This window comes from Paenibacillus sp. JCM 18996 (assembly GCF_055392555.1).
Window position 1 is genome coordinate 2216756 of the sequence record NZ_AP043884.1, and the last position, 22648, is coordinate 2239403.

A 22648-nucleotide genomic window follows, 5' to 3' on the forward strand; every position below is an offset into this window, starting at 1 on the left:
TGTTAATTTTGTTTTATGCGTTGTTGGAGCCTTCAGTGGATTGTTGAGTTCTCTTTTTTGTCGATTTGTTTGCTGCAGCGGTTGTTGTGTTTTCTTGGGCGAATTCAGCGTTGAAATTTTGGTTGGAAGCGTTGCTGGCAGCAGTGTTGTTGTTTACCTTATTGTTCTTCGGCATGTTCTTCACCTCCCGTTGTTCTTATTTTGAGCAAAAGGGATGAGAATATGTTGGTAATTGTTGCCCTATTCACAAGCCTGTTATCTCCTGCCGCAACTGGCTCCACGTTTCTTCGGACACCTTGCCGTCGCCCCGCTTCACAACGAACACCTTTACGGTTTTCTTGCCCCATTCTTTATACACTTGATCTATCGTATCAAAATAAAGGTCGATTTTCTTTCCTTTAATCGCTCCGCCGGTGTCCGCAACGACGCCATACCCGTAACCCGGGATATAGAGCACGGTTCCGATCGGGAATACCTTGGGGTCCGCCGCGATCGTAGAAATGGAACCTTCGTCCCTGCGCACTTTTACTCCGGAGAACGTAATGCCATAATCAGGATGGCCGGGATTTTTGCCGGTAGACTGCTTGCCTGCGTAATAGCCGGTAGCCACAACTTCCACAACGGTGTAACGGGACAAATCTTTTTCTGCGTTGGGCAGGTGCTTATAGGACCGTTTGGCGGATCCGTTCGTCGAGACAGGCTGGACTGCTGCCGCCGCTACCGCCTGACGCCCCTCCTCTGCGTACAGCTTGCTCAGCTGCCCCTTGCTGTACCGCTCCGGGCTGAGGCCAGCCGCGGGCAAGGCCAAAAGCAGCACAAGTCCCACCCATTTGGCCGTTCGGGCCGAAAAATAAACCATTTTTAGTAACCCTCCCTGGTACAAAGGGTTCCCAGGCCCGCCGGCATTTATACGGCGGCGCCTGGGAACGCAGGTTCTAAAAATGGTCTGCAAGTGCTGTAAATTACTTTTTCAACCGAATGTCCTCGCCGATCATGCCGATGACATCTTCGATGCTGCGCGCTCCGATGTCTCCTTCTCCGCGCTTTCTCACGGATAAAGTTCCCGAGCTCAATTCGTTCTCGCCCACAACGAGCATATAAGGGATTTTCTCAAGTTGGGCCTCCCTGATTTTGTATCCCAGCTTCTCGTTGCGCACATCCGCTTCCGCGCGGATTCCTGCGAGCTGCATCCTTTCAGTTACCTGGTTGGCATATTCCTCGAACGCGGTGGACACGGGAATGACTTTCGCCTGAACCGGGGAAAGCCACACCGGAAGCGCCCCGGCAAAATTCTCCAGCAGGAAAGCTGTCATCCGTTCCATTGTGGAGATAATGCCGCGGTGGATTACCACCGGACGGTGCTTCTGGCCGTCTTCGCCGACATATTCCAGCTGGAACCGTTCCGGCAGCAGGAAGTCGAGCTGCGCAGTGGACAGCGTTTCTTCCTTCTTGAGAGCGGTCCTGATCTGCACATCCAGCTTAGGGCCGTAGAACGCGGCTTCCCCTTCGGCTTCATAGAACGGCAGCCCCAGTTCCTCGACCACTTCACGAAGCATGCGCTGGGACATTTCCCACATTTGATCGTTCTGGAAATATTTTTCCTTATCCGCCGGATCCCGGTAGGACAAGCGGAACCGGTAATCGGTGATTCCAAAATCCTCATACACCTGGCGAATCAGGTTGACCACGCGGGCGAACTCGTCTTTGATCTGGTCCGGACGGCAAAAAATATGTGCGTCATTCAAAGTCATCGCACGCACGCGGTGCAAGCCTGTCAGCGCCCCGGACATTTCATAGCGGTGCATCGTTCCAAGCTCGGCCACGCGGATAGGAAGCTCCCGATAGCTGCGCATATCGCTTTTGAAAACCATCATGTGGTGAGGGCAGTTCATCGGGCGAAGGACCAATTCCTCGTTGTCCATGACCATTTTAGGGAACATATCTTCGTGGTAGTGCTCCCAGTGGCCGGATGTTTTATACAATTCCACATTGGCGAGTACCGGAGTGTAGACATGCTGATAGCCTAATTTCTCCTCCAGGTCAACGATGTAGCGCTCCATGATGCGTCTCACTTTAGCGCCGTTTGGAAGCCAGATCGGAAGACCCTGCCCCACTTCCTTGGAAAAAGTAAACATCTTCAGCTCTTTGCCCAGCTTGCGGTGGTCGCGCTTCTTGGCCTCTTCCAAAAGATGCAGGTGCTCTTCCAGCTCAGCTTTTTTAGGGAAGGCTGTGCCGTATATCCTTTGCAGCATCTTGTTCTTCGCGTCCCCGCGCCAGTAGGCTCCAGCCACACTGAGCAGCTTGAACGCTTTGATCCGCCCGGTGGACGGCAGGTGCGGCCCGCGGCACAGGTCGAAAAACTCACCCTGCTCATAAATACTGAGAACCGCGTCCTCCGGCAGGTCCCGGATCAGCTCCAATTTGTAGGGATCGTTGATCTCTTCAAAAATCCGGTTAGCTTGCGCCCTGCTCACCTCCATCCGGGTAATGGGCAAATTCTCGCCCGCGATTCGTTCCATCTCTTTCTCGATCTTCGTCAGATCCTCCGGAGTCAGAGAATGCTCCATATCGATATCGTAGTAGAAACCGTCCTCGATCACAGGCCCGATACCCAGCTTGACATTCTCGCTCCCGTAGATGCGTTTCAATGCCTGCGCCATCAAGTGGGCTGTACTGTGGCGGTACACTTCCAGTCCGTCCGGCCCGTCCAATGTTACGATCTCGATAGCGGCGTCTTTCTCCAGCCGAGCGACCAGATCGACCGTTTTTCCGTCAATTTTTCCAGCGACCGCGTTCTTCTTCAAACCGGAAGAAATCGACGCCGCCACCTCTTCCAAAGTAGTTCCTTCCGCGTACTCCCGTACTGCGCCATCGGGGAATTTTAGCTGAATAGCCATCTGTAAAAACCTCCTGAACCTTTTTATAGAAATAGAAAAAAGCGCAGTGTCATCCCTGAAGGGACGAGTGCGCTCAGCTCGTGGTTCCACCCTATGTTCGATTCATACAAAAGCGATAAATCCTCATTAGATCCGTTAACGGGAATGATCCGGCCAAACTTACTGTTCCGTGCTTCACGGAAGTTGGGTATGGCAGCTACAAAGGGGTAAATCACCAAACGGTACGGAAGGAGCTTGCAGCCGGGGCTCCTCTCTCTGTGCAGCCTTTTCGGGGATTCGTGTCTTTGATATTAGCCTTTCCATAATCTTATACAGGGTCGCCGCCGTTGTCAAGGGGACATCTGGTCCTGTTTTACGGGATCGCCCAATGGAATTTTACAGGTACGGCAGTACGGACAGATCGTGACACGGTCTTCAAAAATCTGGCTGATCGTGGAAATGATCTGTACGTCCGGCTCCCGGGTGTGAATGTAAATTTGTTCGGGGGACACGGTAATCAATGTAGAGACGATCATGTCTTCGAAATTGATATCTTTATCCAAAAGCTCGATGCTGAAAGAGGAGTCAAACTGGTTGGCGTCGATGGGCTGCAGCTGGTCGTTGAGAATGGTAAATTCGCTTCCGCCCTTGTGCATCAAATGCGCTGCCGGGGTTTTCGCTTCCTGGATGTAAACAAAATATTTTAACAAAGAAATGAATTCCTGGTACTGTCTTTCCATCAGAAACTCGTCGACAGCGTAATCAATGACCTCGTGCAGCTCTTCCATGTACTCGCCCAGCCTGAATTGGATAAAGCCCTGAAGGTGAAAATTGATATGTTCATGCAAAAATTGTTGGACTTGATCGGCGATTTTCTGTTTGCGGTGTACGGTGGACTGTAAATTTTTGTATCCCGCATCTTCTTCGTTCCCGTCCAATAACTGGCCGCAATACGATATAATCTTTGCAATCTCCGTTTCGTCGTAATAATCGTATTCCTTCTTGATGAGGCCTTTTATTAAACCCATTTCTTCATGCAGGATGATGTAACCGGCCACCGCTTCCCCAACGATCCGGTACACCTTGTCGCACTTTTTCCTTCGCTCATAGGCAGGGATATTGCCATCGGCTTTTAAGGTCACGTATTTATCGTATGCCTCATAGGAAAAACTGACATCCTTCTCCATATGTAAAAGCGCCAGCTGCTCTTTCAGTGTGGAAATGATCTGTTTCACGAACTCTTCCGAAGGCTTTAACGCAGTTAAAGTAAACAAGTTCATCGGCGCACTCCTTCCCTTCCTAATGATCCATGAAACTTTCTGCTTAAAGTATATGGCCGTTGGGAAACAGATATACAAACAATGATTGGGAGCGGTTAGCGCGCATAAAAAGAAACCTTCCTGATTGAAAATGTTGCGGGAGATATGTTAAGAGATTCCGTTCACGATTTGGGCCAGTGCCTCCTTGATTGGGGTGGCTGGACGACCGAGCAGCTTTTCGAAATCGTTGCTTTCGATCTCCAATGCGCCTTCCCGAATGCCTTGCTGTATAGCTGCGAGAATAGGGATGACGAAATCGGGTACACCCGCGCCTTTCATGATGTCGGCATAAGTCGCATCATCGACCTGCTGCAGGGGCACTTCCTTGCCTAATACCGTGCCAAGAGCAGACGCCAGTTCTTCTTGAGTCATCAGCTTGCCCGAAAGCTCATAGATCGTATTCTCGTATCCGTCACCCGTCAGCACTGCTGCAGCCGCCTCCGCGTAATCTTGCTGCAGTGCCCAACCCACCTTGCCGTTTCCTGCGGAAGTCACCCAAGGAGCTCCTGCCATCACGCCTTGAATGCTTGAAATTTCATTCTCCAGGTACCAGTTGTTGCGTAAGAAGGAGTATGCAATGCCTGTTTTCAAAATAGCTTCCTCTGTTGCCTGATGCGTCGGAGCAAGGAAGATCTTGCTTTCCTTTGCGTTGGCCAAGCTGGTATAAGCAATAAATTTTACTCCGGCACGCTCTGCTGCAGCTACCGCATTGCTGTGTTGTCGAATTCTTGTTTCGTTGTCTCCATCCGCAGAAATAATTAGTAAGCGATCGATGCCTGCAAAAGCAGTTTCCAGTGTTTCCGGACGGTCGAAATCTCCTTGGCGAATCTCAACTCCACGAGCTCTTAGTCCTTCCGCTTTTTCCGGATTGCGGACACTGATAGCCAGCTGGCCCGCCGGTACAGATTTCAATAATGTCTCAACCACTTTCGTTCCCAATTTCCCTGTTGCGCCTGTGACTAAAATTTTCATCTTCTATTCCTCCAAAATGTTTTGTTGTAATTCGAATTGTTATAACTTTATCAGTTACAACAACTTGTTAAAATAAAAGCTCTTAAAGGAGCTCTCGTTTATTTGAACCTTGCTGTGAGCTGGCTCAAAGTCGTTTGTGCCAACCTGTGTTCCATAGCGGATTGAGCCTCATTAAATTCGGATTGGAGAACGAGCTCAATGTTCCGCCCGACAGGGCATCTCTCATTCGGATCCTCGTGCATACGGAATAATTGGTTTTCTTCAATCACATTTACAGCCCGATAAACATCAAGAAGCGTAATTTCCTCAGGTGCTTTGAGCAGAGAAGAGCCTCCCACCCCGGGACGTACTTCCACTAACCCCGCCTTTTTTAACATACCCATAATTCTTCGGATAATCACAGGATTTGTATTTACGCTGCCCGCAATGAAGTCCCCGGTACACTCGTTCGCACTGACAGCAATCAGGGAAAGGATATGGACAGCGATAGAGAAACGCGTGCTTATTTGCTTCAAGTGAATCACCACCGTTGTAACCAGTATAGTTACTATCAAACATTTTGTCAATATCCGTATCACACATCGATCCAGTATCTCTTGATAACTTTTCCTCCTTCCTCCACATAATTTTCGTCCGCTATTCCACCGTTCTTGAGAAAGGTTCTTTCTGAAGCCGTATTGCTTTCATCGCAAACCACAAGGACTTTATGTATCCCTAGCTCTTTCGCTCTTCCGAGTGATAATTCCAATAATTTTGCGGCGTAGCCTTTCCGCCTTTCCGCTGGTCGGATTCCGTATCCGATATGGCCGCCACAGTGAAGCAGCTTTTGCGTTAATTTGTGCCTTATGTTTACTGCATCTACTACTTTTTGAGCGTCTGTAATCAACCAAAACATGCTGTCAGGAACCCATCCCTCAGGCAGACCTACGCCCTGCTCGGAATCAATCAAAGATTGAATCATTGCTTGAAAGTCGGAAGGGTCTTTGCCTATTACCCAAGGAACCATGTCTTCTCCGCTCTCCAACCACTCCCGATAAAATGAAAGATAATCCTCTTTCAATTCCGGACAAGGTTTAACCAGCAATAATCCCATCCCAAATCTCTCCTTCGGATAAAATTGTTCTTTTATGAACGAAGCTGCTAAACGGCTATTTCCTCCGACACAATTGCTCTCTTCTTCCGCGGTTTCGGTGCCAGACAACAAAGAACGCTTATCTACTACTTATACCTCCAAAGGATATAATGATAGACAAGCGTTCAAGTTACTGCCGGATTGCAACGAAGTGTATATACCGTTTGCTGTTTTGTACACCAGCAAATTTGCGCATGGATTATTCACTGTTCACTAATGTCGGTTATTCCCGATCAGTTCTGCATAATAAAGTCCTTCTCCACCGAAGCCGCCTCGTCGTCGTAGACGCGAAGGATCTCGTACTTGGTGTTGCGCTGGGCAGGAATCTTGCCGGCTTCGCGGATGAGGCGAAGGATGCTCTCGATGTTCACTTTGTGAGTGGTCCCAGCCGCGGAAACGACGTTCTCTTCGATCATCGTGCTGCCGAAATCGTTGCAGCCGTATTGCAGAGTAAGCTTGCCGACTTCCGGTCCCATCGTTACCCAGGAAGCCTGGAAGTTCCGCACATTGTCCAGCATAATCCGGGAGATGGCCAGCGTCTTCAGATACTCCTCCGGCGGCACCTTATCCGCCTTCATGTTCGTGTTCTCGGATTGGAACGTCCAAGGGATAAAAGCCAGGAATCCATGCTCGTTCCAACGGTTAGCCAGGTTCTCGTCCTGTGCATCGCGTATTCTGAGCAGATGCAGCGCACGCTCCTCCATCGACTCCCCGAAGCCGATGACCATCGTACCTGTCGTATGCATATCCGCACGGTGTGCGGTCTGCATCACGTCCATCCAATCTCTCCAAGAGCCCTTGGCGCGGCTGATCTTTCTGCGGGTGCGGTCGTCCAGAATCTCTGCCCCTCCACCCGGGAGCGAATCGAGACCCGCTTCTTTCAAAGCGCGTACCACTTCCTCCAAAGAAAGTCCGTTAGAGACATCTTTCATTTTCATAATCTCCGCCGGAGAGAACGAGTGCATTGTAATGGCGAACCGCTTTTTGATCTCTTTCAGCAGGTTCGTATAATATTCAAAAGGCAGATCCGGGTTCGTCCCGCCCTGCATCAAGATTTCCGTGCCGCCTACGTCGATCGTTTCCTGAATTTTTCTAAAAATGGTTTCGTCATCAAGAACATATCCTTCAGCAGACCCTGGCTTGCGGTAAAAAGCGCAGAATCTGCAGTACACATCGCACACGTTCGTATAATTAATGTTGCGGCCCACTACGAAAGTGGTAATCGGCTCTGGATGGAACCTCTCCATAATCTGGTTGGCGGTGTGCCCCATTTTCTCGATCTGGTCCGATTCGAATAAAGTAATACAGTCTTCGAGCGAGATCCTTTCGCCCGCCAGAGACTGGTTAAGTATACGGTCGACTGAGTTCATGCTCATTCAGCTCCTTTTATCTATCTTCGTTCTACTACGCGGTGTAGTTGCCCGCTCTTCCGGTTCATAGTATCCTTTTTATCGTAACATAAAAGAGGTGCCGCCGTCACGCCGCCTGCCCCATTACCCCGGCGCGCCCGGCAAAAAAGGGACCCAAGGGTCCCAAACAGCGCTAAGAGCGCAATGCCGCATCCAAATCGGCAATAATATCTTCAACATCTTCCAGCCCTACGGAATATCTCAGCAGGCCGTCAGTGATCCCTCTTTCGTGCCGTACTTCCCTTGGCATAGAGGCGTGGGACATTTTCGCGGGATAAGAGAGAATGCTTTCCACAGCGCCCAGGCTCACCGCGACCAGAGGAATGTCCACCGCGTTCAGCAGGCGATGCGCCTTTTCTCCCGAACCCACGTCAAAAGAAACGACAGCCCCGTAACCGAGTGACTGCTTTTCGTGGATCGCCCTTCCCGGGTGGTTCGGCAGGCCGGGGTAGTACACTTTCTCCACCAAAGGATGGTCAGCCAGCCATTCGGCCAGCCTTCCCGCTGCCGCTTCGGAATATTCCATACGGGCCTTCAACGTTTTCATGCCGCGCATCAAAAGCCACGAATCCTGCACTCCAAGCACGGCGCCGAGTCCGTTCTGGATTTGCTTTACCCTGCGGGCTAACGAATCCGAATTAACAACAACCAGTCCGGCGAGCACGTCGCTGTGGCCTCCAAGAAACTTCGTCGCACTGTGCAGCACCATGTCCACTCCCAATTCCAGCGGACGCTGATGGTACGGGGTCATAAACGTGTTGTCGATCAAAGTCAGCAGCTCATGCGACTCGGCCCACTCGACCACTGCGGAGATATCGGTAATTTTCAAAGTCGGATTGGACGGCGATTCCATAAACACAGCTTTGGTGTTCGGTTTCAAAGCCGCCTTTATTTTGTCTAAATCCGTCATATCCACAAACGTCGTCTCAATGTTCATCCGGTTCAAAACTGTCGTTAACAGCCGGTATGTGCCGCCATACACATCCTCGGTGCAGATGATATGGTCGCCCGCCGAGAATATCATAAAAGCGGAAGAGATGGCCGCCATTCCCGAGGCGAAAGCAAAGCCCTTGGCGCCGCCTTCCAATAAGGCGATATAATCTTCCAGCGCCTGGCGCGTAGGATTGCCGGACCGGGCGTAGTCGAACTCGGGAGATTCGTCCATCGAGAAGTGATGAAAGGTTGACGCTTGATAGATCGGTGCGCTGGAAGCTCCGGTGGTCTTGTCAATTTCTCCGCCAAAATGAAGCAGCTTCGTGCCGAACTTAAGCTCTTTGTTGTCTTTACTCATGTGCCGTTCCGCCTTTCAGTTCCATTTGAGCTTGATCAAAAGCGTTGGCAAGATCCGTAATCAAGTCGTCGATATGCTCGATGCCCACCGAAAAGCGCAACAGACGGTCGTCGACGCCGACCCGGCTGCGAATCTCAAGAGGAATATCCGCGTGCGTCTGCACTGCAGGATAGGTCATCAACGACTCTACCCCGCCCAGGCTCTCCGCAAAAGCAATCAGGCGGATGTGGCGAAGGATCGGCTCGATAGAGCGGGCGTCTTTCATTTTGAAGGAAAAAATGCCGGTGTTGCCGCTCGACTGCTTGTTCTGTGTGTGGTGTCCAGGGTGCTGTTCAAGCGCGGGATAAAAGACTTCCGCCACCATCGGGTGCCCTGCAAGAAACTCGGCCAAGCGTGTGGCGTTATATTGATGACGATCCATTCTCAGCGCCAGAGTCTTCATCCCCCTCATCAACAGCCAGCTGTCCTGCGGCCCCAGCACGGCTCCGATCGAGTTGTGCAGGAATGCTATCCGCTCCGAAAGCTCCTTGCCTTTGGTCACGATCAGCCCGGCAAGCACGTCGTTGTGGCCGCCGAGATATTTGGTCGCACTGTGGATGACAATATCCGCACCCAGTTCGATCGGGCGCTGGAAGTAAGGGGTCAGCAGCGTATTGTCCACGATCGTAATAATGCCCTTTTTCTTCGCCCAGCCGCATACGGCCTCAACGTCGGTGACCATCATGAGGGGATTGGTAGGCGTTTCGATCAGGATTCCCTTCGTGTTCGGCTGTACGTGACTTTCGAGTTCACCCAGATTGTTTGTATCGAGATAGGTCGCCGTCACGCCGAAGCGGGACATAATTTGCTCCAGCAGACGGTATGTACCGCCGTACAAATCCAAAGAAACGAGCAGATGGTCGCCTTGGCTGAACAGCGTAAAAATAGTCTGGATCGCCGCCATACCGGACGAGCAGGCAAATCCCGCGTCACCGGACTCCAATCCGGCAATAGCTTGCTCCAATACTGTGCGGGTCGGGCTTTTTGTCCTTGCGTAGTCGAACCCTGTGCTTTGGCCCAGCTTGGGATGGCGGAAGGCGGTCGCCTGATAGACCGGAAAGCTTACTGCACCCGTCTCCGGATCGGATGTCGAACCAATTTGAGCTAAACGGCTTTCGATTTTCATAGACTGGTTTCTCCTATCTTTGCTGCTGTATTTGTTTGGCCGTATGCAGATCGTAAGGCGTTTCCTGGTACACATAATAGTTCAGCCAATTCGAGAAAAGCAGGTTGGCATGCGCTCTCCATTGGGTCAAAGGCATACAGGACGGGTCGTCCTTCGGATAATAATTTTTCGGTACGGCGATGTCCAGTCCTTTATCGATATCCCGGTCGTATTCCCATTTTAGAGTAAGCGGATCGTACTCCGAATGCCCTGTCACGAAAATTTGCCTGCCGTCTTTGGAACTGACCAGATAAATGCCCGCTTCCTCCGATTCCGACAAAATCTCGAGCTCCCGGTGCTTTTCGATGTCCTCTTTCCGCACTTCCGTGTGCCGCGATTGGGGAACATAAAAGACTTCGTCAAATCCGCGGGTCAGCTTTACATTCCTTTTCTCCAGCGTATGGGGGAAGACTCCGAACATCTTGGATTCGAGCTGGTATTTCGGAACGCCGTAATGGTGGTACAGCCCTGCTTGGGCGCCCCAACATATATGGAGAGTGGAGGTGACATTCTCTTTGCTCCAATCCATAATGTGCTGCAGCTCCTGCCAGTAATTCACCTCTTCAAACTCCATCTGCTCGACCGGAGCCCCCGTAATGATCATGCCGTCGAACTTCTCGTCTTTAATGTCGTCAAACGTTTTATAAAAAGTAGCCAAATGTTCGGCCGACGTATTCTTGGAAGTATGGGTCTTCGGATGAAGCAGAACGAACTCCACCTGCAGCGGAGTGTTGGACAGCAAGCGCAGGATTTGCGTTTCCGTCGTTTCCTTTGTCGGCATCAGGTTCATGATCGCCACTCGCAGCGGACGGATATCCTGGTGAAAAGCGACGGTTTCGTCCATCACAAATATATTTTCCTGGTTCAGTATTTCCTTGGCGGGTAAGTGGTCCGGGATTTTTATCGGCATTAGGGTCACTCCTTCAGAGGTTTAGTAAAAATTCAACCCACCCATCAAGGCGGGCTCCGCTTCGGGACTTAAATCAAGTCATGTGCGCTCAGCTCCGAAACAGCAAAAAGCCTTTCTCAAAAACGAGAAAGGCCACAGGAAAATCCGGTCGATGTCGTGAACCTCTCTCATCTCCCAGAAGCGTAAAGCTTCCGCAAGAATTAGCACCGTGCGTAAACGCCGGTTGCCGGGTGTCATTGGGCTAGTCCCTCCACCTACTCTTGATAAGAGCTGTAACTATTCAATTGTTCTAACGGTTACTCTCATGTTAATGGATAAAGCGGGTTTCGTCAAGATGCGTTTAAAAACTGATTTCCCCCCGTGTGCAAGCCTTAGAAACATAAAGAAAATGCGCCGCTCCGGGTGTGAATGAACAGAACCGGCCAATATAGCATAAAATAGCTCAAGGAGCCGATTTTTATCGTTTGTCGCAACTTAAATTCCTCTTGAAGTGTCAAAATTGAAGGTTTATACTAGACAGGTGTTTCATTTGACCAAAAAGGGGTGTTTATCGTATGGAAGGCGACCGACCGAAAAGTTGCAGTTCAACTTTTCTATCGTACAGCTTAATAGAACGCGGATGCAGTCGGTATGTCTCCATACGTTTATACCCATAATATAGACGTGCCGGCTGATCCCCACATTGATAAGCTTCCTGCTCGGGCTTTGGCGATTTACGTCTGCCTGCCGGACGCTTGTCCTCCCATGCATGAAATGAAATACCGCAGAATTGAAAGGGTGTGGAAGGAAATGAAGGCACGTTGGGTACAAAACGGCGTTTTCACGTTGGTGGAAGACGTCACACATACAGTGCGGCCGCCGGATTCCGGCTTTTATTGGATCGATGCTTCCGTAGAGGACCTCGAGATTCTTCAGCCTCTGTTCCATATACACGAACTCGAAGTGGAAGATTGCATCAGCGACGAGGAGCAGCGACCGAAGATTGAAACTTACGATAACCATTATTTTATTGTTATGAACAGCATCCGTTTTGATGACGAGGAAATTTTCCTCCGGTCTCTTAATATTTTTCTTGGAAGGCATTTCATTATTACGGTCACCAAGCAGAAAATCAACGAAATCCGTTCCTTGAAGCCCCTTCTGTGGGAGGAGGAGGTTGATAGTCCCGACCGGTTTCTGTATCATTTGATCGACTTGATTGTAGACAACTACGTTATTGTGGGCGATCGGATTGAAGATAAAATCGAAAAGCTCGAAGAAGATATTCTGCTGTCCACCAAAAAATCCCACTTGAACGAAATTATCGGTCTCCGGGGCGAGATTCTGTGGCTTCGCAAGGTGCTCATGCCGCAAAAGGAAGTTATCGCGTCCCTCAACAAAAGGGACTTGCGCCTGATCAATCCCCAGCTGCAAAAATATTTCGGCGACACTCTGGAAAATGCCGTAAAAATCGCCGAAACGTTCGAGACGCTGCGCGATCTGATGGGCAACCTGCGCGAGGCGTACCAGTCTAGCCTGAACAATCAGGCAAACCAGATTATGAGAGTATTTACCGCGCTGACGACAATATTCATGCCGCTGACCTTCATTACAGGGGTCTATGGAATGAACGTCGAGGATGTTCCTTTGATGCACCATCCTTTGGGCGGAATTATTGTACTTTCTTTTATGCTGCTGGTGGGCGCCGGCATGTATATTTTGTTCAAGAAGAAGGATTGGCTGTGAGCAGCCCTACCTCGGCAAAAATAATTAATAGCCAAGAATCCAAGTCTTAAAGGGATTTTTGGCTTTTTTGCCTATGATCCAAGTGCCTGCTGAACCTGTTCCTTAACCTGCGGCCCTTCCCCTTGCCACAATAACTGCATTTCCGTGCTGGTTGTGAGCAGCTCGGACAGAGTGCCCTCCGCTTCAATGCGGCCTTCCTTCATCACGATAATATGATCCGCTCGTTCGAGCACTTCTTTACGATGAGATACCGCGATGCAGGTAACGCCGCGTTCCTCGAACAGCCGGTCCCAGAGCAGCTTCTCCGTCTCCACGTCAAGTGCGCTGGATAAATCATCAAAGATCAGTAAATCCGATTGTGTGAGCATCATTCTTGCTGCGGCAGCGCGTTGGATTTGGCCGCCGGACAGCATTACACCCCGCGGACCGACAAACGTATCGAGCCCTTGTTCGAGGTCTTCAATGTCTTTTTCCATTACAGCCAATCGAATGGCGCGGCCGAGCGAATTCGGATTCTCTTGAGTTCCCAAAGTAATGTTTTCCCTCAGCGGATCGCTAAACAGACGCGGCACCTGCGGCGTGTATGCTGTTCTTGGGGGCACCAGAAATCCGGCAGGATTGTCGACCGCCGAACCGTTCCAATCAATGGTTCCGCATGTCTTGGGCAAGAGCCCCAGAAGTGTCCGCACCAAGGTCGATTTACCCGAGCCGATCCGCCCGGTGATAACCAAGAACTCACCGCGGTCCACCCGGAAGCTGATATCCTTGATACCGTTCTCTGAATTCGGATATGAATACGTCAGGTTCTTAACTTCCAGCCTGCGAAAAGGTTCCTCTCTGCTCGTATTACGTTCCGGTACATCCGGCGGTTCTCCATAAAGGTGTATGTCACGAGATTCCACAATTCGATCCTCCTCGCCCGGACGGAACAGAATCCGCATCCTGTCAAGCGCTACTCTCAACCTCTTATGTTGGAAAACCATATAGCCGAACAGCGAAATACTGAAAGCGAACGTGGACAAGTACGACGTGAACAGGGCAAAGTCGCCAACGGTAAAGCGTCCTGCCTGCATCTCGGATGCACACATCAACAAAATGGCACCGGTGCAGATGCTGAGCACATGGTGGTTTAGAGACTGCATCCACTGCTTGAACATATTATCTTTGAGGGCCGCCTGCCTGCGTTCTTCGTTTAATCTAGTAAATCGGGCCAGCACATGGTCCTCCGCTTGTCCCAACTTCACCGCTTGCACTGCACTAAACGTTTCAGCGATAAATCCGGTAATTCGGCCCGTCGCTTCACGGTTTAACCGACTATACCTTCTGGCCCGATTTCCGGATAAATTGTTCAACAGGGTGACGACCACAAGAGGGAGAATGGCAACGGCGGTTATTTGCCAGTTAATTTTTGCCATAACTACGACGGAAACGATAGCATAGGCCAACCGTCCCCAAAAGTCGACCCATGATTCCACATATTCCACAACTTCGTCTACATCTTCACGGAAGCGCGTCATGGCTTCGCCTGGAGATGCAGGCAGGTTGCGGCCAGGCCAACGCATAATGCCGGCCAGCATGTTGCTGCGTAAAATTGCTTGCAAGTGGTAGATATACGTCACCCATTTGTAAAATGCGATGAAGAACAGACCTACTCTGGAAAACCTGACGAGGGCCACGGCTATGAGCGGTATCGCCAGCCAAAGATAGTTGTCAGATTGGCTGGTCGCCCGATTGAAGAACCACTGCATGCCAAGGCCAATCAACACCGGCATGGAGTGAAACACTCCCCATAACAGTCCATTTATCAAAAACAGCGACAGCCGAAATCGAAGCAGACGCACTATAAACCTGCCAACTGTCATGCCAACTCCTCCTGTCTCCCGGTTCTCAGCAGCTGAGCGTAGTGAGTTGCCGGATCCTGTGCCAAAGCCTCTCGATCATCGAACTCCAGAATGCGTCCATCACCAAGAACCATGATTTTGTCTACTCTTTCGAGCGTGGACAATCGGTGCGCAATCACAATCCCGGTGCAGTTTTCCATCAGTTGGTCCACGGCGTTTTGCAATCTCGCTTCGGTAGCGGCATCGAGCCGCGAGGATGGTTCATCCAGAATGACAAGGCTGGGTTGGGTTAAAAACACACGCGTCAACGCAAACAGCTGCGCCTCGCCTGCAGACAAGGAGGCTCCCCCCGCCGACAAATCAGTGTCCAATCCTTGAGGCAGACCGTCAATCCACTGCCGCAGCCCCAGCTTCCCTATGGTCTCGAGAATCGTTTGTTCCGGCACGGCGCTGTTGAACAGCGTCAGATTATCTCTGAGCGTACCGTCAAACAGCTGGACATCCTGCGTGACCATACCCACTCGACGGTACAGTGCTTCCAACCGCAATGTCTGAATATCTGCGCCGCCCACACGAATCGATCCGCTGTCGATGTTATAAAGACGCAGCAGCAGACGGCTGATACTGGACTTGCCGCTGCCGGTACGCCCTACAATGCCAAGCCGTTCGCCAGGCTGCAGCGAGAAATGAATATCGTGCAATACAGGAATATCCTTGTTATAGCTGAAGTTTACATGTTTGAACTCGACACCGAGAGCTCCTTGTGGAAGCGTTTCGTTCCCGCCGTCCGCAATCTCACTCCTAAGGCCCATAAGCTCGCGGGAGCGGCGCATGCCGGACTTGGCCTTCTGGAACTCCTGCATCTGGTTGCCCAGTTGTTCAATCGGTTCGTTCAACATTTGAGTGTATTGAAAAAAGAGAAACAGTGTTCCGAGGGAGACTTTGCCTGTCAGATAAAAGTGGACACCCATCAGCAAGACCACCGTCACGGCAACGGTAAAAAGCACTACGGTGGCGTTCCAAGGGACTACGCGCAGCATCCATGCTTTACGGCCGTTCAGGAACACAGTGCGCATGGCTCTATGGAAGCGGTTTATGACATACGGAACACTTCCATTGGCCTGCACATCTTCTATGCCTGCGATACGTTCCTCAATTAGGCCGAATAAGGTAGCGCTGGCTTGACGTTCCGTCTGTGAACTGTTCACGCCCAGGTCACGGATAATCATCATAACGCCGATGGAAACGCAGGTGAACACCGTCATAACGGTGGCGATCGGCCAATTGTATGTAAACATAAAGCCCAGAATCCCTGCAAGAAGAATAAAGCTTCCTACGATTTGCACAAGAAACATCGCGAAGAAATTCGACAAGTTGGTGACGTCGCCATCCACACGCTCAATCATTTCTCCGGGCGTTTTGAGATTATGGAAGCGCATGTCGAGCCCAAGGCAATGTTTGAGTAAATCAGACCTAAGCTGATTGGTGGCCCGCCACGCCACGTCATTTCCAAGGTAGCTCATCAGCACTGAGAGAAGTTGGTTGCAAACCGCAATGACGAGATACAGTCCGGCGAGCCCCAATAGACTCGCGACAGCTCCTTTTGCGGCTGCGGTGTCAATGAATTGCTGGACAATCCGCGGATTGATGAGCTGGAGCGCTGTCGTACACAACAGAAGAAGTAACAGGATTACCATTCGGCCTTTGACAGGAACCAGATACTGAAGCAGCCATGACATTATAATTTTAGGCCCCCTATTCGTCGCTGTTCTGCAACAGATTGGATTTATTTCCCATCATACACTAAAACCGGGATGGTTGATATGTACAGAAAAATTATAATTAAGCTCTCGTGCGCTAACTTAGCTTGCGAGCAGAAAGTATGCCTTTCTCTCAAATTCAAACAAGAAATTTTCATCTCGCCTTTATTTCTCTAACGAATTTTAAACTTTCCTTTAATGCTGAAAAAGGGGAAACCATATGAATGCGGTTCTCCCCAGATATTTTCTCAACTATTCTTATATTTCCAAAAATACCGTCTCTCATTTCTTATTAAAGGAGGCGGTCTTCCTGGTCATAATGTCCTTACTTATTATTAATTTCTAACCGGCCTGTACGGCCGCAGCTCCGTTGGACTTGCGGAATTTGATACGCAGAAGCCGCAGCCATTCGTACATTTTCTCGGTAGACTGGTTAGCCAGCTGCTCCTCCGAGTAGACGCAAGCCAGTACTGGCTTCAGATAGCGGTCTCCTTGTTCCGCGAAAGCGTTCCACGCCCGCAGCTGCTCATCATCCGGCACCGATTGAAGCTCAACCTCCACCAGGCTGCTGAGATCGTACCCCTCCTTGTCCAACTCTTCCACCAATTGCAGCAGTTCCCGCCGCGTCACCGATACAAGCTCAAGCAAGCCGTCGATTGATTTGCCTTGAGACAGCCCTTCAAGTATCGTTCGCTTTGTCGTTTTCTTATCGTATTCCTGCTTGTACTTGAGCTGCTGCTGCGTCTTGAACCAGTTCTCCAGCTGCGAAGGCTCGACCTGTTTCGCCACCCAATCCAGCGGGAAAGGCCCAGCTTGAGGATAAGCGCTTGTAATCCGGATTAGCTCGTCCCCGTATAATTTCGTTTTCAAAGGACCGAATCCTGGAATTTGCATCAATTCGTCCGTGCTGTGCGGTACAAAAGCGCTGATCATTCTTAACACGCTGTTCGTGGCCAAAATAAACGCGGATTTGCTCTCCTTGACCGCTTGGTCTCTTCTCCACAGCCGCAGCTGCTGAAACAGCTCTTCATTGCTGTGAAGCTCGCTGAAGCAAAGAAGCATTTGGGTAAACCGCGCTTTATCGGAAGGAGCAGCCGCTCTATCCACGAGGCTTCCGACCATAGGAAAATAGCCTTCCGCCACTTTCTCGGCAACCCTTTCCCTGAGCACGGCGAGCAGCTCGTCCCACCTGCCGCCCCGATACCAATTGTCTTGAACCGTCCTGCCTTCTGCATCGGCGTCGTTCCAGTGCAGAAACCAGTCGCCCTCATCCTCGCCTATGCTGACTTGTGCCGTCTGCACCCTCTCTTCATCCACCTTCTTTTCCAGCGTGTTCAGAAAAAATAAATTCACCTTATGTTCCTCCTTGTGATAATGGATATGTTCCAAAACAAAAAGCACCTCTCCGACGCTTAAGCGTAAGTGAGGTGCTTCCTCTGCGAGTTTTGAAATTACTTATATTATAGCATACAGCCTCTAAACAAGGCAACACCAATCTTTGGCTGGCTCCCCGTCCCGTGGTATACTAAAACAATAACGGATTTCAATCGATAATAACCCTGTAATGGAGTGATCAAATGTCCGATTTCGATTTTTTATATGATACTACTGAAGAAACCACCACCCGATACGTGTGCTTTGTCGGAGAATCGCTCCGTCGGTTTGACCTGGCAGTCACTTCAACCAACCGATTTTACGGAAAAAAGCTGGTAACGGACCTACAGTCGTACAAAACGGCACTGATCGGCCCCGATGACCTGCAAGAGGAAGGCTACCTGGAACATGTATATAAGCTGACAGAAGAGGAAGCGGAAGAATTGGGCCAATTTCTGGCTGAAATCGTGGGCGTCATTAACTTTACGGATATTTAATCCTGCTTGTGGCTATGGTAAGATTGTAAATCCGTTAAGGAGGCTTCTTGCCATGAACGATTTTCTCGAAGAAGATTGCAGACCATATACAGACCTCTCTACGGTGGAGTCCCAGCGCAACGACCTGACGGCGGAGGAGTTTCCCGAGGGGCCTTACCGGTCATCCCTGCCGGCAGAGTCACTCGGAAAGAGCACTCCATGGCGCGAGGACCAAAGACCGCCGAATACGTACAGCTACGAGAACCGCGAGCTTCATGCAGGCAGATCGCGTGAATTCCCCGCGGACCATGACACTCACGACGAGTAGGATGTCCGACGCATGTAATGGCAGCCCTCGCGCGGAATGGAACCGCAACCCTCGGCGCGGCATGGGACGGCCGCCACTCCAACACAAAGCCGGACAAGACGAACAGGAAAAGCTCCTGCTAATTTTACACTAATGCGCTTTGTAGAATCATTTGGCGGGAAAAACTCCCGTTAATGTTGCGGGAAATGTCTCCTGCATGGTCAAAGTGCCAAATTACAGGCAGAAAATCCCGTTAAATTCGATACGTACATCTAACAAATCGGATTAGAGGGACCTTTTACAGTTACTCGATGCGTAACCGCCTGCATTTTAATTGTGCAACTTAGTTCAACGAAATATTTTCACACAAAAAAAACAGCGGCCATCCAGGAGTTGGCCCGCTGTTTTTTTGCCTACAATTAAATTTTCATAACCGCCCCGGTGTTAGCCGATGTGACCAGCTTGGAATAACGCGCAAGGTAGCCGGTCTTCACCTTCGGCTCAAAGCCCTGCCAGTTCGCTCTGCGGCGTTCCATCTCCTCGTCGGAGATTTGCAGCTCGATCTTGCGGTTGGCCAAATCCAGCTCGATGATATCGCCGTCTTCGATGAAAGCGATCGGGCCGCCTTCAGCGGCTTCAGGGGAGATATGTCCTACGGAAATTCCGCGGGATGCGCCGGAGAAACGTCCGTCCGTGATCAAACCGACTTTTGCCCCTAGGCCCATACCGACGATCTGAGAAGTTGGCGCCAGCATTTCCGGCATACCCGGTCCGCCCTTGGGTCCTTCGTAACGGATAACGACTACATGGCCTTCCTTCACTTTTCCGTTGGCGATGCCATACAAAGCTTCATCCTGGGAATTGAAGCAGATAGCCGGGCCGACATGGCGGTCTCCCACTTCTTTGTCGACAGCGCCCACTTTAATGATGCCTCCGTTAGGAGCCAGGTTGCCGAATAATACCGACAAACCTCCCTCCGGGCTGTGCGGATTGTCCAGCGGACGAATTACGTTCTTGTCCAGAATTTCATGGCCTGCCACATTCTCGGCAAGAGTCTTGCCTGTAACGGTAATGCACTCCCCGTTCAAGGCTCCTTCTTTTTTCAGGAGCTCGTTGATAATGGCGCTTACGCCGCCGGCGTTATGCAGGTCTTCAATATGATGATCGGAGGCAGGAGCAAGTTTGGCCAGATGCGGAACGCGTTTGGCCACTTCATTGATACGCTCGATCGGATAGTCAAGGCCGGCTTCATGGACCAGAGCCAACGTATGCAGCACGGTATTTGTGGAACCGCCCATCGCCATGTCCAAAGCAAAAGCGTTGTCGATGGCTTCCATCGTTACGATATCGCGAGGCTTGATGTCCAGCTTGATCAGCTCCATCAGCTGTTTCGCGGAACGTTTCACAAATTCTCTGCGCTCAGGTGCGACAGCCAGAATCGTACCGTTGCCCGGAAGCGCCAAACCTAAGCCCTCCGCCAGACAGTTCATGGAATTCGCTGTGAACATGCCCGAACAGGAACCGCAGGTAGGACAGCCGTACTGCTCCAGCTCTGTCAGCGTCTGCTCGTCGATTTTGCCGACCTGATAAGCGCCGACGCCTTCAAATACGGACGTCAGGGAAATCGATCTGCCGTTCCTGTCTTTTCCGGCTTTCATAGGTCCGCCGCTCACAAACATCGTAGGAATGTTCACGCGCAGCGCACCCATCATCATTCCCGGGGTGATCTTATCGCAGTTAGGGATACATACCGCTCCGTCAAACCAGTGCGCCGAGACGACAGTCTCGAAGGAATCCGCAATAATCTCGCGGCTTGGCAGCGAATAGCGCATTCCGATATGTCCCATCGCAATCCCGTCGTCGACGCCGATCGTATTGAACTCGAACGGTACCCCGCCCGCTTCGCGGATCGCTTCTTTCACCAATTTACCGAACTCCTGCAAATGCACGTGACCCGGCACAATGTCAATATAGGAGTTGCACACCGCGATAAACGGTTTATCGAAATCCTCTTCCTTCACTCCGGCCGCTCTTAACAAAGAACGGTGCGGAGCGCGATCGAATCCTTTTTTGATCATATCGCTTCTCATCTTGGATTTCCCCATATGTTTGTTGAGCTCCTCTCAATGCGCTCTATATTTTAATTGCTTTGTAGTTTCGCTTCATTAGATTTTATCACGTTTCAGACTATTTGAAAATAAATTTGGCGGGAAGCCAGAAAGCTCGCGTCAATTGAAGGCGAGCTTTCTGGCGGCAGGGATTGTTCATAGATAGGCTAAATAGAAAAACACACGCCAGGGCATGTGTCTTTCTCGCGATTTATTGCTTGGCAGCGGCATTGACATCAAACGAGCTCTTGAGCGACACCACCCGGTTAAATACCGGTGCGCCGGGCTTCGAGTGCTTGGGATCCACATTGAAATAGCCGTGCCGGAAAAATTGGAACTTGTCCTGAGGCTGCGCTTCATTCATGGTCGGTTCCACAAAGCCGTGCAGGATTTCGAGCGAAGCAGGATTCAGGCGATTCAGAAAATCCTCTGCCTCTTCCTCATCCTCTTCGTCCAGGATCAAGGACTCGTACAGCCGGAACTCCGCCGGAACCGCACTGTTGGCGTCCACCCAGTGGATCGTTCCTTTCACTTTACGTCCCGTGAAGCCGGAGCCGCTCTTCGTCTCAGGATCGTATGTGCACTGGATTTCGACCACATTGCCGTTCTCGTCCTTGACAAATTCGTTGCACTTGATGAAATACGCGTTCTTCAGCCGCACTTCGTTGCCCGGGAATAAGCGATGGTAGCCTTTTGGCGGATTCTCCATAAAATCGTCCTGCTCGATGTAAATCTCCCTGGAAAAAGGAATCTGGCGGCTCCCCATTTCAGGATTTTCCGGATTGATTTCCGCATCCAGCATTTCCGACTCGCCTTCCGGATAGTTGGTGATGACCACCTTCAGCGGGTTCAGCACCGCCATCGTGCGGGGAGCCTTGAGCTTCAAATCTTCCCGGATAAAATGCTCCAGCATTTTCACATCGATAACGCCGTAGCCTTTGGAAACCCCGGTTTCCCGCACGAAATTGCGGATCGCTTCAGGCGTATATCCTTTGCGGCGGAGTCCTGAAATTGTCGGCATACGCGGATCGTCCCAACCGTCCACCACATTCTCTTCCACGAGGAGCCGGAGCTTTCTTTTGCTCATTACCGTGTTCGTCAGGTTCAAGCGGTTAAACTCATACTGGCGGGGGACATTCTCCATTTCGCATTCTTCGATGACCCAGTCATAAAAAGGGCGGAGCTCTTCGAATTCCAGCGTGCAGATGGAGTGGGTGATTCCCTCGATGGCGTCTTCGAGAGGATGCGCGTAAGCATACATCGGGTAAATGCACCACTTATCCCCGGTGTTATGATGGTGAGCGTGGGAGATACGGTAAATGACCGGATCACGCAGCGTAATGTTTGGCGAAGCCATGTCGATCTTGGCGCGAAGCACTTTCTGACCGTCCTTGTACTCCCCGTTCTTCATCTCTTCAAACAGCTTTAAATTCTCATCGACCGTACGGCTGCGGTACGGGCTTTCTTTCCCTGCCTCCGTCAGCGTGCCGCGGGATTCGCGGATTTCATCCGCTGAAAGGTCGTCCACGTACGCTTTTTGCTTTTTGATCAAAAGCACTGCGCGGTCATACATCTCCTGAAAATAGTCCGATGCGAAAAACAGCCCGTCCCACTCAAAGCCCAGCCACTTCACGTCCTCCTTGATGGAATTCACATACTCTGTGTCTTCCTTGGTCGGGTTCGTATCGTCAAAACGCAGATGAGTGCGTCCTTTAAACTCGTCGGCCAGCTCAAAATTGATGCAGATCGACTTCGCGTGCCCGATGTGCAGGTACCCGTTCGGCTCCGGCGGAAACCGGGTTACGATTTTATCCACTTTCCCGGACTCCAGGTCTTCGATCATAATATTTTTTATAAAGTTGGATGGTATCGTCTTCGTCTCCACAATATCAACCTTTCCGACGCATTATTCTATAACCTTGTATAACATATAATTATAACCAA

The 22648-nt window shown here is 50.7% G+C and carries 19 protein-coding genes and 1 riboswitch; of the genes, 3 read left to right on the top strand and 16 right to left on the bottom strand.

Going from position 1 to position 22648, the window contains the following annotated elements:
• Positions 1-13: 13 nt before the first annotated feature.
• The 11 genes from ACZ5N7_RS10950 to metA form a co-directional block, all read right to left on the bottom strand.
• Positions 14-175, bottom strand: a complete 162-nt coding sequence (locus tag ACZ5N7_RS10950) for a hypothetical protein (protein WP_464654211.1) — start codon at positions 173-175, stop codon at positions 14-16.
• A gap of 69 nt (positions 176-244) precedes the next feature.
• The gene (locus tag ACZ5N7_RS10955) at positions 245-859 is read right to left on the bottom strand and encodes a 3D domain-containing protein (RefSeq protein ID WP_464654212.1); all 615 of its coding nucleotides are present in this window, start codon (positions 857-859) and stop codon (positions 245-247) included.
• A 103-nt stretch (positions 860-962) separates the two neighbouring features.
• Positions 963-2897 carry a threonine--tRNA ligase gene (gene thrS / locus ACZ5N7_RS10960; RefSeq protein WP_464654213.1) on the bottom strand — a complete coding sequence of 645 codons (1935 nt, stop codon included), beginning with the start codon at positions 2895-2897 and terminating at the stop codon, positions 963-965.
• Positions 2898-3226: 329 nt separating this feature from the next.
• A complete protein-coding gene (gene ytxC / locus ACZ5N7_RS10965; RefSeq protein ID WP_464654214.1) occupies positions 3227-4156 on the bottom strand; it encodes a sporulation protein YtxC in 930 nt (309 codons plus the stop codon).
• 147 nt (positions 4157-4303) lie between these two features.
• Positions 4304-5167 (bottom strand): SDR family oxidoreductase, encoded by an 864-nt coding sequence (locus ACZ5N7_RS10970; protein WP_464654215.1) that lies wholly within the window; start codon positions 5165-5167, stop codon positions 4304-4306.
• A 98-nt stretch (positions 5168-5265) separates the two neighbouring features.
• The gene (locus ACZ5N7_RS10975; protein ID WP_464654216.1) at positions 5266-5682 is read right to left on the bottom strand and encodes an Rrf2 family transcriptional regulator; all 417 of its coding nucleotides are present in this window, start codon (positions 5680-5682) and stop codon (positions 5266-5268) included.
• A gap of 59 nt (positions 5683-5741) precedes the next feature.
• Positions 5742-6260 (bottom strand): GNAT family N-acetyltransferase, encoded by a 519-nt coding sequence (locus tag ACZ5N7_RS10980; protein WP_464654217.1) that lies wholly within the window; start codon positions 6258-6260, stop codon positions 5742-5744.
• A gap of 272 nt (positions 6261-6532) precedes the next feature.
• The gene (gene mqnC, locus ACZ5N7_RS10985) at positions 6533-7669 is read right to left on the bottom strand and encodes a cyclic dehypoxanthinyl futalosine synthase (protein WP_464654218.1); all 1137 of its coding nucleotides are present in this window, start codon (positions 7667-7669) and stop codon (positions 6533-6535) included.
• Between the two features lie 172 nt (positions 7670-7841).
• Positions 7842-8999, bottom strand: a complete 1158-nt coding sequence (locus tag ACZ5N7_RS10990) for a trans-sulfuration enzyme family protein (RefSeq protein ID WP_464654219.1) — start codon at positions 8997-8999, stop codon at positions 7842-7844.
• Positions 8992-10164 carry a PLP-dependent transferase gene (locus tag ACZ5N7_RS10995; protein ID WP_464654220.1) on the bottom strand — a complete coding sequence of 391 codons (1173 nt, stop codon included), beginning with the start codon at positions 10162-10164 and terminating at the stop codon, positions 8992-8994. Before ACZ5N7_RS10995 ends, ACZ5N7_RS10990 begins: the two co-directional genes overlap by 8 nt.
• A gap of 13 nt (positions 10165-10177) precedes the next feature.
• On the bottom strand, positions 10178-11113 hold the full coding sequence (metA, locus tag ACZ5N7_RS11000; protein WP_464654221.1) for a homoserine O-acetyltransferase MetA: 936 nt from the start codon (positions 11111-11113) through the stop codon (positions 10178-10180).
• A gap of 164 nt (positions 11114-11277) precedes the next feature.
• Positions 11278-11383, bottom strand: a riboswitch (SAM riboswitch).
• A 519-nt stretch (positions 11384-11902) separates the two neighbouring features.
• Between metA and corA the strand changes: the two genes are divergently transcribed.
• Positions 11903-12838, top strand: coding sequence for a magnesium/cobalt transporter CorA (gene corA / locus ACZ5N7_RS11005; RefSeq protein ID WP_464659236.1), 936 nt, complete (start codon positions 11903-11905; stop codon positions 12836-12838).
• Between the two features lie 71 nt (positions 12839-12909).
• Here the strand turns inward: corA and ACZ5N7_RS11010 are convergent, their stop codons facing one another.
• The 3 genes from ACZ5N7_RS11010 to ACZ5N7_RS11020 form a co-directional block, all read right to left on the bottom strand.
• The gene (locus ACZ5N7_RS11010; protein ID WP_464654222.1) at positions 12910-14700 is read right to left on the bottom strand and encodes an ABC transporter ATP-binding protein; all 1791 of its coding nucleotides are present in this window, start codon (positions 14698-14700) and stop codon (positions 12910-12912) included.
• Positions 14697-16418: an ABC transporter ATP-binding protein gene (locus ACZ5N7_RS11015; RefSeq protein ID WP_464654223.1), complete on the bottom strand. Its 1722-nt coding sequence runs from the start codon at positions 16416-16418 to the stop codon at positions 14697-14699. Before ACZ5N7_RS11015 ends, ACZ5N7_RS11010 begins: the two co-directional genes overlap by 4 nt.
• Before the next feature lie 363 nt (positions 16419-16781).
• Positions 16782-17792: an HRDC domain-containing protein gene (locus ACZ5N7_RS11020; RefSeq protein ID WP_464654224.1), complete on the bottom strand. Its 1011-nt coding sequence runs from the start codon at positions 17790-17792 to the stop codon at positions 16782-16784.
• 224 nt (positions 17793-18016) lie between these two features.
• Between ACZ5N7_RS11020 and ACZ5N7_RS11025 the strand changes: the two genes are divergently transcribed.
• Together ACZ5N7_RS11025 and ACZ5N7_RS11030 are read left to right on the top strand one after the other, a co-directional pair.
• Positions 18017-18310: a DUF3055 domain-containing protein gene (locus ACZ5N7_RS11025; RefSeq protein WP_464654225.1), complete on the top strand. Its 294-nt coding sequence runs from the start codon at positions 18017-18019 to the stop codon at positions 18308-18310.
• Between the two features lie 52 nt (positions 18311-18362).
• On the top strand, positions 18363-18617 hold the full coding sequence (locus tag ACZ5N7_RS11030) for a hypothetical protein (protein WP_464654226.1): 255 nt from the start codon (positions 18363-18365) through the stop codon (positions 18615-18617).
• A gap of 398 nt (positions 18618-19015) precedes the next feature.
• On the opposite strand, the gene ilvD is transcribed toward ACZ5N7_RS11030, so the two are convergent.
• Both ilvD and ACZ5N7_RS11040 read right to left on the bottom strand, forming a co-directional pair.
• On the bottom strand, positions 19016-20701 hold the full coding sequence (gene ilvD / locus ACZ5N7_RS11035; protein WP_464654227.1) for a dihydroxy-acid dehydratase: 1686 nt from the start codon (positions 20699-20701) through the stop codon (positions 19016-19018).
• 214 nt (positions 20702-20915) lie between these two features.
• Positions 20916-22589 carry a glutamine--tRNA ligase/YqeY domain fusion protein gene (locus ACZ5N7_RS11040; protein ID WP_464654228.1) on the bottom strand — a complete coding sequence of 558 codons (1674 nt, stop codon included), beginning with the start codon at positions 22587-22589 and terminating at the stop codon, positions 20916-20918.
• Positions 22590-22648: the final 59 nt, after the last annotated feature.

Coding starts and splice junctions, on each gene's coding strand:
- ACZ5N7_RS11025 (WP_464654225.1), top strand. CDS start 18,017: ATGTCCGATTTCGATTTTTTATATGATACTACTGAAGAAACCACCACC.
- ilvD (WP_464654227.1), bottom strand. CDS start 20,701: ATGGGGAAATCCAAGATGAGAAGCGATATGATCAAAAAAGGATTCGAT.
- ACZ5N7_RS11030 (WP_464654226.1), top strand. CDS start 18,363: ATGAACGATTTTCTCGAAGAAGATTGCAGACCATATACAGACCTCTCT.
- ytxC (WP_464654214.1), bottom strand. CDS start 4,156: ATGAACTTGTTTACTTTAACTGCGTTAAAGCCTTCGGAAGAGTTCGTG.
- ACZ5N7_RS10990 (WP_464654219.1), bottom strand. CDS start 8,999: ATGAGTAAAGACAACAAAGAGCTTAAGTTCGGCACGAAGCTGCTTCAT.
- ACZ5N7_RS10950 (WP_464654211.1), bottom strand. CDS start 175: ATGCCGAAGAACAATAAGGTAAACAACAACACTGCTGCCAGCAACGCT.
- ACZ5N7_RS11010 (WP_464654222.1), bottom strand. CDS start 14,700: ATGACAGTTGGCAGGTTTATAGTGCGTCTGCTTCGATTTCGGCTGTCG.
- corA (WP_464659236.1), top strand. CDS start 11,903: ATGAAGGCACGTTGGGTACAAAACGGCGTTTTCACGTTGGTGGAAGAC.
- ACZ5N7_RS10970 (WP_464654215.1), bottom strand. CDS start 5,167: ATGAAAATTTTAGTCACAGGCGCAACAGGGAAATTGGGAACGAAAGTG.
- metA (WP_464654221.1), bottom strand. CDS start 11,113: ATGCCGATAAAAATCCCGGACCACTTACCCGCCAAGGAAATACTGAAC.
- thrS (WP_464654213.1), bottom strand. CDS start 2,897: ATGGCTATTCAGCTAAAATTCCCCGATGGCGCAGTACGGGAGTACGCG.
- ACZ5N7_RS10980 (WP_464654217.1), bottom strand. CDS start 6,260: ATGGGATTATTGCTGGTTAAACCTTGTCCGGAATTGAAAGAGGATTAT.
- ACZ5N7_RS11015 (WP_464654223.1), bottom strand. CDS start 16,418: ATGTCATGGCTGCTTCAGTATCTGGTTCCTGTCAAAGGCCGAATGGTA.
- ACZ5N7_RS10955 (WP_464654212.1), bottom strand. CDS start 859: ATGGTTTATTTTTCGGCCCGAACGGCCAAATGGGTGGGACTTGTGCTG.
- ACZ5N7_RS10995 (WP_464654220.1), bottom strand. CDS start 10,164: ATGAAAATCGAAAGCCGTTTAGCTCAAATTGGTTCGACATCCGATCCG.
- mqnC (WP_464654218.1), bottom strand. CDS start 7,669: ATGAACTCAGTCGACCGTATACTTAACCAGTCTCTGGCGGGCGAAAGG.